The organism is Serratia sp. KH_031 (assembly GCF_057839655.1).
Window position 1 is genome coordinate 601,804 of the sequence record NZ_CM174496.1, and the last position, 11,447, is coordinate 613,250.

Genomic DNA, 11,447 nt, shown 5'->3' on the forward strand with positions numbered 1-11,447 from the left:
CCTTGAATTAGTTCGTCATAAATTTTCTGCTTGAAGGCACGCTAATTTATTTTGGCGAAATTCAGCTTGCTGTAATAAAGACCTAAGGTAAATATAATGATCACGCCGAATGCAAAAAAGGAAAAGATATCTATTTATAGCTATCGGCTATCACCTATTGCAATTTTATTGTTGGGATCATTTTATTTTATCGATTGTAGTGCGGAAGATATTAACTTAACTTCTCAAGAGAACGCTCAGAATGTAGAGTTTGATGAATCATTCCTGAGTGCTGATCATCCTGAACGTGCAAACTTATCACGCTTTGCCAATGGCTCAAATGCATCACCTGGAACCTATCTGGTGGGTATTTTTGTTAACAATACACAAGTTGCGCATAAGTCTGTGGAGTTCCGAGTGATGGAAGACCAAAGTGTTGTTCCATGCTTGACCGCAGATATTCTCAGTAAAATTTCATTTAATGAAGCAACATTACCCGATAATGCTATTGAGGTGATGACAGAAAAGAGTCAGTGTGTTGCCTTGGATAAAATTATTCCTGGTATCCATACTGAGTTCGATAGTACAGAACAACGTATCAATATCACTATTCCGCAAATGTATCTTAAAGCACAGGTTCGTGGCTCGGTTAATCCGGCATTGTGGGACAGTGGCATTCCCGCTTTTTTGCTGAGCTATAACAGCAACGTTTACAATAATCAGTCAAATGGTGAAGACTCACAGAGTTTCTATGCGGGTATTAATGCAGGTTTAAATATTGGTGCCTGGTATCTTCGTCATAACGGTTCTTATAACTGGTCGAGTACGACTGGTGGTGAATATGACAATATTAATACCTATTTGCAGCGTGATGTTCCTGCCTTAAAAGGGCGGGTGATTATTGGTGAGTCAAATACTGATGGTCAGCTTTTTGATACCGTTCCTTTTACCGGCATACAACTCTCCAGTGATGAGCGCATGTTGCCGGATTCTCAACGTGGTTATGCGCCAGAAGTTCATGGTGTTGCAAGAACTAACGCGAAAGTCACTGTAAAGCAAAACGGGCAAGTTATTTATGAAATCAGCGTGCCGCCAGGCCCGTTTTTAATTAATGATCTTTACCCCAGTGGTTATGGTGGTGACTTGAATGTTTCCATACAAGAAGCTGACGGTTCGGAACAAAATTTCACTATTCCTTATGCCTCCGTCAGCCAGTTACTGCGCCCAGGTAACCATCGCTACAGCGTAACCGCCGGTAAGTTACGGGTAGATTATCTCGCTGATGATCCGATGCTGTATCAAGCCACGTATCAACGTGGATTAACCAATGCGTTAACTGCCTATGGTGGTGTACAGGTTAATCAAAATTATCTTGCAGTGCAGGGAGGCATGGCCGTAGGTACGTCATTAGGTGCATTCGCGTTGGATGTCACTCAAGCAGAAACTCGGTTGCCACAATCTGCGGGTGGGAACAGCAGTGGTCAGAGTTATCGGGTGAGTTACAGCAAGAATATTTTGGCAACCGACAGCAATATTTCAGTGGCGGCCTATCGTTTTTCTACCCAAGGTTATATGGATTTGATGACGGCGATGCAAACGCGTGAAGCGGCATTGCATGACGATAATCCTGGCACTATCCAACGGGCAAAAAACCGTTTTTCTATCACGGCGAATCAGGGGCTGGGTGGTCACTGGGGACAGTTCTATATCAGTGGTTCGCTGGAAAATTACTGGGGTCAAGATGGCAACAATAAGCAATTCCAGTTGGGTTATAACAATCGTTACAAAAGCGTTTCTTACAGTCTGAACATTAGCCGGAGTCAGACGGCTTATGGTCAACCACAAACCAACTATTTCTTGACCCTCAGCTTCCCGTTGGGGAGCAGTGAAAAATCGTCACAACCGCAAATAAACATAGGTTATAACCAAGACAGCAAGGGTAACAGTGCAGAACAGGCCACCCTTTCAGGGACACTTGGGGAGCAGAATCAATTTGGATATAGCGCCAGTGTTGCCAGCAATTCTGACGGCAACACCAGTGGCAATATCAGTGGTGATTATCGCAACAGTTATACCACCATGGGCGCCAGCTACAGTGCGGGGCAAGGGTATCGCTCTGCTTCTGCCAATATGAGTGGCTCCATTGTGGCTCATTCAGGCGGCGTAACGTTCAGCCCCTATGTTGCAGATACTTTTGCGCTGATTGAGGCGAAAGGTGCAGAAGGGGCAAGCGTGGGGAATTATCAGGGGATCCGGATCGATTCACATGGTTATGCTTTATTACCGTCGCTGACACCTTATCAAATGAATGAGATATCCATCGATCCAGAAGGGATGTCGGACAACATTGAATTGGAAGAAACCTCGCAGCATGTTGCACCACATTCAGGGGCGATCGTTAAAGTGAAATATCAGACACGCAGCGGGACGCCAGTTCTGTTCACCTCGACACATAATGGCGAGCCTCTTCCATTTGGCGCAGAAGTGTTTGATGAGAGAAATAATCATATTGGCAATGTCGCGCAAGGCGGGCAATTGCACGTCAGAGTCGCGGAGCCAAAAGGAAAACTGAAAGTGCTGTGGGGGAGTGCAGATAATGAATATTGCTGGATAACCTATGCATTGCTGCTGCCCACAACTAACCAACAGGATGCGCTGCAACGTATTAACGCACAATGTGAACTGACGACGACTCGCCCTACGGTAGCTCAAATGCTGCAACAAAGTTTAATACCGAACTCGTCGCACAGCTAACGCCATTACTAGGTAGGAAACTGAATATGTTGAATATTATCTCTTCGCGACTGAAATCTATGTTCGCCATTTTGATGGCACTCATGACGGTGTTTTATTCCACTACCGGACAAACAAGGTGTTGGATTCAAGCCGGTGGTCCCGCCCAGAACAAGGCATATAATCTGACTTTCCCGGTTTCAGCTGGGCAAAACCGCGAGGGGGAATTATTTAAAAAGGTAGTATTTTCATCGGGGCAAGTTCTTTCGATTCAAACCTCAACGGGAGGTGATGGTTATTGGTATTCACAAAATAAAGCCACATTCGTCACTCCCGGTGCAGGAGTGAACACAGGGCAAACCTATAATGGCTGGCCAGTATTATCTACCGGGGTACCTGGCATTGGCCTTGTCATCGAGCGTTTTCCGATAAACGACACACCTGTGAAGAACAACACCTGCGTTATGTTGGATAGCCCAATCTGTGATGTTACAACCAGTAGCGCAAATATTGTCATTGTTAAAACTGGGGTGGCAGATTTTGGGCAGGGCACAGCGTTAAACCTGGATTTTACTCTCTCACAAACTTTTGGTGATTCAGAAGAACAAGTTATCATCAACATGGTTCAGGTAAAACTTAATGTGACACTGACAAAAACCACTTGCGCGGTAGAAACTGTATCTGCTCCGGTCGTCAAATTGGGGGATTGGGACATTAATTATTTCAAAAATAATACCACCACTGACTGGGTTAACTTTGCTATCAATATGAGCGGTTGTACCTCCAATGGCGGCAAAGTTGTTTCATGGGATCCCAATGGCGGCGACCCTGTTTGGGGGGTACTGGAAGGTAATACTTGGAGTATCTCACTATCCCCCGGTAACCCGAATAAAGTGGACAGTACCACCATGCGTCTGAAGGAGGGGGCGAATACAGCCAAAGGGGTGGGGATCCAGATTAAAGCGGTCGATAGTGCATTCTCGATGCTGGAGTTTGACAAGGTCTATACCAGTGGTGATTTGTATGGCACCGACTATTCTAGGAGTGAAATGGCCGTTGGGGAGAATACCTCAGTCACTATTCCAATGGCCGCTCGCTACACGACATTAGGCGCTAGCGAACCGCTAAGCGGCGGTAAAGCGGATGCTACAGCCACATTTATTATTGATTATTATTAAGACGGATATTGCGGTGATGTGATGAGAATATTGATCACACCACCGCCGCTATTACACTTCCAAATAATTCATGATGCCTTCGGCGGCTTTACGGCCTTCGGCAATCGCGGTCACGACCAAGTCAGAACCGCGCACTGCATCACCACCAGCGAAGATTTTCGGATTGCTGGTTTGGAATGCGTTATCAATGCCTTCTGGTGCCACGATGCGGCCTTGCTTGTCTAACTGCACGTCGTGAGCTGCCAGCCAGTCCATTTGATGTGGACGGAAACCGAACGCCATCACCACTGCATCGGCATCAAGCAGGTGTTCAGAGCCTGGCACCTGTTCGGCAACCTGACGGCCGTTAGCATCCGGGGCACCCAGTTGAGTTTTCACCATCTTCACCCCAGCCACGCGCCCAGCACTATTAAGCTCGATGCTCAGCGGTTGCAGGTTGAACTTGAACTCAACGCCTTCTTCACGCGCGTTTTTCACTTCGCGTTTGGAACCCGGCATATTGACTTCATCACGACGGTAAGCACAGGTCACTTGAGTCGCGCCTTGGCGGATTGAGGTGCGCACGCAGTCCATCGCGGTATCACCACCGCCTAGAACCACCACGCGTTTCCCTTCCATGCTGACGTAAGGCTCATGTTGCTGCGCTTGGTAACCCATCAACTGCTTGGTATTGGCTATCAGGAACGGCAGGGCGTCGTACACGCCTGCTGCATCTTCGTTCTCCAAGCCACCGCGCATCGATTGATAAGTCCCAACGCCGAGGAATACCGCGTCGTATTCTTTCAGTAGTGTGTCCATCGCGACGTCTTTACCGACTTCGGTATTGAGTTGGAACTCAATGCCCATTTCGCTGAAGATCCCACGACGTTTGATCATTACTTCTTTTTCCAGCTTGAAGGCCGGGATACCGAAGGTCAGCAAACCGCCGATCTCTGGGTGACGATCGTAAACTACCGCTTTGACACCGTTACGAGTGAGTACGTCGGCACAGGCCAAGCCGGCTGGGCCCGCACCGATAATGGCAACACGTTTACCGGTCGGCAGCACGTGCGACATATCTGGCTTCCAGCCCATTTCGATCGCTTTATCACTGATATAGCGCTCGATATTGCCGATGGTCACTGCGCCGAACTCATCGTTCAGGGTACAGGAACCTTCGCACAGACGGTCTTGCGGACAAACGCGACCACATACTTCTGGCAGGCTGTTGGTCTGGTGCGCCAGATCCGCCGCTTCCATGATGCGTCCTTCATTAGCCAGTTTCAGCCAATTCGGGATGTAGTTATGTACCGGGCATTTCCATTCGCAATAAGGGTTTCCGCAGGACAGACAGCGGTCTGCCTGCGCTTTGGCCTGTGTTTCCGAAAACGGTTCGTAGATTTCTACGAACTCAATTTTACGGATTTTCAGCGGTTTCTTTGGCGGATCAACGCGCTGCAAGTCGATAAACTGATAAACATTCTGACTCATTACTGATGACCTCTTACTGCGCCTGAACCCGCAGCTCGGCTGCGGAACGACTACGGTGACCCAACAATGCTTTGACATCACTGGACTTCGGCTTGACCAAGGCGAACTTACTCGCCCATTCCGGCCAGTTGGCCAGGATCTCTTCCGCGCGCGCGGAGCCGGTCGCCTGCACGTGCTCGGTAATCAGACCGCGCAGGTGCTCTTCATGAATCGCCAGTTGGTCGACGTCTAAAACTTCTACCAGTTCTGGGTTCACACGCTTACGGAATTCACCGTCTTCATCCAACACATAGGCGAACCCACCGGTCATACCTGCACCGAAGTTGATACCGGTTTTGCCGAGCACACAGACGATGCCGCCGGTCATATATTCGCAACCGTTGTCACCGATGCCTTCAACCACGGTGATAGCACCGGAGTTACGCACCGCGAAACGCTCACCAGCACGGCCTGCGGCGAACAGTTTGCCGCCAGTTGCGCCATACAGACAGGTGTTGCCGATAATGCTGGCTTCGTGACTGCGGAATGCCGAACCGATCGGTGGGCGAACGGCGATACGGCCACCGGCCATGCCTTTACCGACGTAGTCGTTGGCGTCACCGGTTAGGGTCAGCTCAACACCACCAGCGTTCCACACGCCAAAGCTCTGCCCTGCGGTGCCGGAGAAGTACGCTTTGAGCGGATCGGCCGCCATACCTTGATCGCCATGTACACTGGCGATAGCGCCAGACAGCGTAGCGCCCACGGAGCGGTCGGTGTTGCGAATATCGAAGTAAAAGGTTTTGCTGTGTTTCGCTTCGATATGCGGCTGCGCCTGTGCTAACAGTTCTTTGTTCAACACGCCCTGATCGAATGGCGGGTTGCTACTCTCGGTACAATGCAGCGCTTTGCCCGGATGCGGCGTTGCGGTTTTCAGCAACGGCGACAGATCCAGCTTGTTCTGCTTGGCGGAAATGCCATCCAGTTCGGTTAGGAACTCGGTACGCCCGATTAGATCGACCAGTTGAGCAACACCCAACTCGGCCATGATCTCGCGGGTTTCACGGGCAATGAACTGGAAGTAGTTAGTCACACGTTCTGGCAAGCCGTGGTAATGGTCACGACGCAGTTTTTCATCCTGAGTTGCCACGCCAGTTGCGCAGTTGTTCAAGTGGCAAATGCGCAGGTATTTACAACCCAACGCCACCATTGGCCCGGTACCGAAGCCGAAGCTTTCTGCACCGAGGATCGCGGCTTTCACAATATCAACACCGGTTTTCAGACCGCCGTCCACTTGCAGACGGATCTTGTGACGCAAGCCGTTCGCGACCAGAGCCTGCTGCGTTTCCACCAGTCCCAGTTCCCACGGACAGCCAGCGTATTTCACCGATGATAGTGGGCTGGCACCGGTGCCGCCGTCGTAGCCAGCGATGGTGATCAGGTCGGCATAGGCTTTCGCCACGCCGGTCGCGATAGTACCTACGCCCGGCTCGGAAACCAGTTTCACCGAAATCATCGCCTTCGGATTGACCTGTTTCAGATCGAAAATCAGCTGTGCCAAGTCTTCGATTGAATAGATGTCATGATGTGGTGGCGGCGAAATTAGCGTCACGCCCGGCACCGAATAACGCAGTTTAGCGATGTACGGCGTGACTTTATCGCCCGGCAATTGACCGCCTTCACCCGGTTTCGCCCCTTGCGCCACTTTAATTTGGATCACGTCGGCATTAACCAGATACGCCGGAGTGACGCCGAAGCGACCGGAAGCGACTTGTTTGATTCGTGAGACTTTATTGGTGCCGTAACGCGCCGGATCTTCACCGCCTTCGCCTGAGTTGGAGAAACCGCCGAGGCTGTTCATGGCGATCGCCAGTGACTCGTGCGCTTCTGGGCTGAGTGCGCCGATCGACATCGCGGCAGTATCAAAGCGAGTGAATAGCGAGGTAGCCGGTTCAACCTGATCGACCGGAATTGGTGTACCTTTCGGCGTGATCGCTAATAGATCGCGCAAAGTTGCGACCGGACGCTCATTCACCAGTTTGGCGTAGGTTTGATAATCGCTGTATTCGCCGCTGTGTACCGCTTTTTGCAGTGAGTTCACCACATCTGGGTTGTAAGCGTGATATTCGCCACCGTGGACGAACTTCAACAGACCGCCTTGTTCCAACGGCTTGCGTTTTAACCACGCACGCTTGGACAGGTTTTGCAGATCCTGTTGGAAATCACTGAAGCTGGCACCACCGATACGGCTGACCACGCCTTGGAAGCACAGATCGGAAAGGGAGCGATGCAAACCAACGGCTTCGAACAGCTTAGAACAACGGTAAGAGGCGATAGTCGAGATGCCCATTTTGGACATGATCTTGTACAGCCCTTTGTTGATGCCATTGCGGTAGTTCAGCATCACTTCACGGTATTTCTTGTCTATCGTCTGATTGTCTACCAGCTTGGCTAAGGTTTCATAGGCCAAGTAAGGGTAGACCGCCGTTGCGCCAAAGCCGAGTAACACCGCGAAGTGGTGTGGATCGCGCGCGCTGGCGGTTTCCACAATTAAGTTGGCATCGCAGCGTAGGCTTTGGTCTACCAAGCGAGTTTGGATCGCGCCCACGGCCATTGGTGCTGGCACTGGTAAACGGTTGGTGGCGATAGCGCGGTCAGACAGCACCAGCAATACCGCACCTTCACGCACCTTACGCTCAGCTTCATCACACAGAACGCGGATCTTCTGCTCCAGATCTTGCTCAGCAGGATCGAAAGTCAGATCCAGTGTTTCGGCACGATAATATTCGCCTTCCAGCGTGGTGAGCTGTTTGAAATCTGAGTACAGCAGAATCGGTGATTTGAAGCTCAAGCGGTGCGCCTGACCTTCGGCCTCACTGAACACGTTCATTTCACGACCGATGCTGGTGGCGAGTGACATGACATGGGCTTCACGCAGCGGATCGATTGGCGGGTTAGTCACCTGCGCAAACTGCTGGCGGAAGTAGTCATAAACAATACGTGGACGGCTGGAAAGTACGGCAAATGGGGTATCGTCACCCATTGAACCCGTCGCTTCTTGGCCGATTTCACCGAGCACGCGGATCACTTGATCCAGTTCTTCGCTGCTGTAGCCAAACTGCTTCTGGAATGTCTCGAGCTGCGAATCGTCCAATTCGCGGCTGCCGACCTGATCGTCAGGTAGATCCTCGAACGGTACCAAGCGCTTAACGTTCTTCTCCATCCACTCTTTATACGGATGACGGCTTTTCAGATCGTCATCGGTTTCAGCGGAATGCAGGATCTTACCGCTACGGGTATCGATCACCATCAGTTCGCCGGGGCCGACACGGCCTTTTTCTACCACTTCATCCGGCTGGTAATCCCAGATACCGACTTCCGAGGCACAGGTGATCAGCTTGTCTTTGGTGATCACGTAGCGCGCCGGGCGTAGACCGTTACGATCCAGGTTACAGGCGGCGTAACGGCCATCGGACATTACGATACCGGCAGGGCCGTCCCACGGCTCCATATGCATCGAGTTAAAGTCGAAGAAGGCGCGTAGATCGGTATCCATGTCTGGGTTGTTCTGCCACGCCGGTGGTACCAGCAGGCGCATGGCGCGGATCAAGTCCATACCGCCCGCCAACAACAGTTCCAGCATGTTGTCCATCGAGCTAGAGTCCGAGCCGGTTTCGTTAACGAACGGTGCAGCGGAGTGCAGATCGGGGATCAGCGGTGTCTGGAATTTATAAGTACGGGCGCGAGCCCACTGACGGTTACCGGTGATGGTGTTGATCTCGCCGTTATGCGCCAAATAGCGGAACGGCTGTGCCAGTGGCCAGCGTGGTACGGTGTTGGTAGAAAAACGTTGGTGGAACAGGCAGATAGCCGATTCCAAACGCAGATCCGCCAAATCTAAATAGAAGCGTGGCAGATCTGTCGGCATACACAGGCCTTTATAGATCGTCACTAAATTGGAGAAGCTACAAACGTAGAAACTATCGTCTTGAACGCGTTTTTCGATACGACGGCGCGCAATAAATAGACGGCGCTCCATATCGCGCGGACGCCAACCAGCGGGGGCGTTCACGAAGATTTGTTCAATGCGTGGTAAAGAGGAGAGGGCGATTTCACCCAGAACGTCTGGATTGATCGGCACTTCACGCCAGCCGACGATCGACAGCGTTTCGTTCTGTAATTCCTCTTCTACAATGCGGCGGCTGGCACGGGCTTCCTCTTCATTTTGGCTGAGGAACATCATGCCAACAGCGTAGTTCTTGGCTAAACGCCAGCCGCGCTCTTCTGCCACCATGCGGAAAAAGCGATCGGGTTTTTGCAATAACAGGCCGCAACCGTCGCCAGTCTTGCCGTCAGCAAGGATTGCGCCACGGTGCTGCATACGAGCCAGTGCGTGAATAGCGGTTCGCACTACCTTGTGGCTAGGTTCGCCTTCTATGTGGGCGATCAGGCCGAAACCACAGTTGTCCCTCTCTTGGGATTTATCGTACAACATATCAGTGAACCTCCCCAGGCTCTGCGTGACTCTCACAACCACTCTCGAGGGCCGGCTAACCTTGGGCAGAATACCTTCCGCCCTCCGTTAATGGCCTCTCGTGACAGGTCTCACAAGTGGTAAATGACTTGTTTTAAGAGGGAGTCTTAAATTACTGCATAAATATGACGAGACGTGTGCCCGTCCAGAAAGCTTCCAGCGGACTTCCAACTTATCTAGAAAGAATACGCAGGTCAAATATAGGCTTAAGGGTGTTTTTTATTGAGTGTGGTGAGGTTATTTATTTGATAAATAATAATTTTAAGGTGATTTTTGTTTGATTGTAACCTGATGGGGGCTCGGAAGAAGTGTGAGCTGTCTCACTATAGTGCAATGCCTGAATCTCTGCACCATGCTAGTGCGGGTAGGAATGTTAGAGTTTTATTCTGTTAAATTTTTGTTTAACGTTGTTTATAACTATTTTTAATGACTTTGTCATATAGCAGATAATTAACCGTAGGAATTAGAAAAATTCATCGAACGCTAAGTGATTTTATTTTCGTTTATAATGAATAGTTATGCTTGATGCGGCCTTGCGGGGAAAGCGTTGATCTCTGTCATCGCGGGAAAAGTCGTTTGTGATTAGCATCACAGGCTTCGCACACAGAGAATCTGTAAGAATATGCAGTTGCCGCAATTAGTCAATATGTTTGGTGCCGACCTCCAACGCCGTTACGGTGAAAAGATCCATAAGCTCACTCTGCACGGCGGTTTTAGCTGCCCAAATCGCGATGGCACCTTGGGGCGTGGCGGTTGCACTTTCTGCAATGTCGCTTCCTTTGCCGACGAGAAAATGCAGCAACAGAGCATTGCCGAACAATTGACGGCGCAGGCACGTAAGGTCAATCGCGCACAGCGTTATCTGGCTTATTTTCAGGCCTATACCAGCACTTATGCCGAGGTTGAACTGTTGGAGCAGATGTATCAGCAGGCATTGCAGCAGGCGGCGATGGTCGGTTTATGTGTTGGTACGCGCCCAGACTGTGTGCCTGAGGCGGCGCTGGATCTACTGGCCGGTTACCATGAGCAGGGCTATGAAGTGTGGCTGGAATTGGGATTGCAGACCGCGAACGACAAAACACTAAAGCGCATTAATCGTGGACATGACTTCGCTTGTTACCAGCAAACAACGCGATTAGCGCGGGAACGTGGCCTGAAAGTGTGTAGCCACTTGATCGTCGGTTTACCGGGGGAAACTCATACCGATTATTTGGCTACGTTGGAAGAAGTGGTGGCGACCGGCGTGGATGGCATCAAGCTGCATCCCTTGCATATCGTCGCCGGTAGTACGATGGGCAAAGCCTGGCAGGCCGGGCGGATGTTAGAACTGGCACTGGACGATTACGCTTACAGCGCAGGTGAATTAATTCGCCATACTCCCAAACAGGTGATTTTCCACCGCATCTCCGCCAGCGCTCGTCGGCCAACCTTACTGGCACCATTATGGTGCGAAAACCGTTGGAATGGTATGCAGGCGGTCGGCGGCTATCTCCAACACCACGGTGGACAAGGCTCCGCTTTAGCCGACAATCTGCGTTATTACCCCTGATTTGCCATCTTTCCCACACTTCGAT

5 protein-coding genes are annotated in these 11,447 nt (G+C 50.8%); 3 read left to right on the forward strand and 2 right to left on the reverse strand.

The window, feature by feature from the left end:
* Nucleotides 1-96: 96 nt before the first annotated feature.
* On the forward strand, nucleotides 97-2,733 hold the full coding sequence (locus AC3ISQ_RS02675) for a fimbria/pilus outer membrane usher protein (RefSeq protein ID WP_489350440.1): 2,637 nt from the start codon (nucleotides 97-99) through the stop codon (nucleotides 2,731-2,733).
* A gap of 26 nt (nucleotides 2,734-2,759) precedes the next feature.
* A complete protein-coding gene (locus tag AC3ISQ_RS02680) occupies nucleotides 2,760-3,890 on the forward strand; it encodes a fimbrial protein (protein ID WP_489350441.1) in 1,131 nt (376 codons plus the stop codon).
* 51 nt (nucleotides 3,891-3,941) lie between these two features.
* On the opposite strand, the gene AC3ISQ_RS02685 is transcribed toward AC3ISQ_RS02680, so the two are convergent.
* Nucleotides 3,942-5,360, reverse strand: coding sequence for a glutamate synthase small subunit (locus tag AC3ISQ_RS02685; RefSeq protein ID WP_489350442.1), 1,419 nt, complete (start codon nucleotides 5,358-5,360; stop codon nucleotides 3,942-3,944).
* Between the two features lie 13 nt (nucleotides 5,361-5,373).
* Nucleotides 5,374-9,834, reverse strand: coding sequence for a glutamate synthase large subunit (gene gltB / locus AC3ISQ_RS02690; RefSeq protein WP_489350443.1), 4,461 nt, complete (start codon nucleotides 9,832-9,834; stop codon nucleotides 5,374-5,376).
* Nucleotides 9,835-10,495: 661 nt separating this feature from the next.
* Between gltB and mnmL the strand changes: the two genes are divergently transcribed.
* Nucleotides 10,496-11,422, forward strand: a complete 927-nt coding sequence (gene mnmL, locus AC3ISQ_RS02695) for a tRNA modification radical SAM protein MnmL/YtqA (protein WP_489350444.1) — start codon at nucleotides 10,496-10,498, stop codon at nucleotides 11,420-11,422.
* Nucleotides 11,423-11,447: the final 25 nt, after the last annotated feature.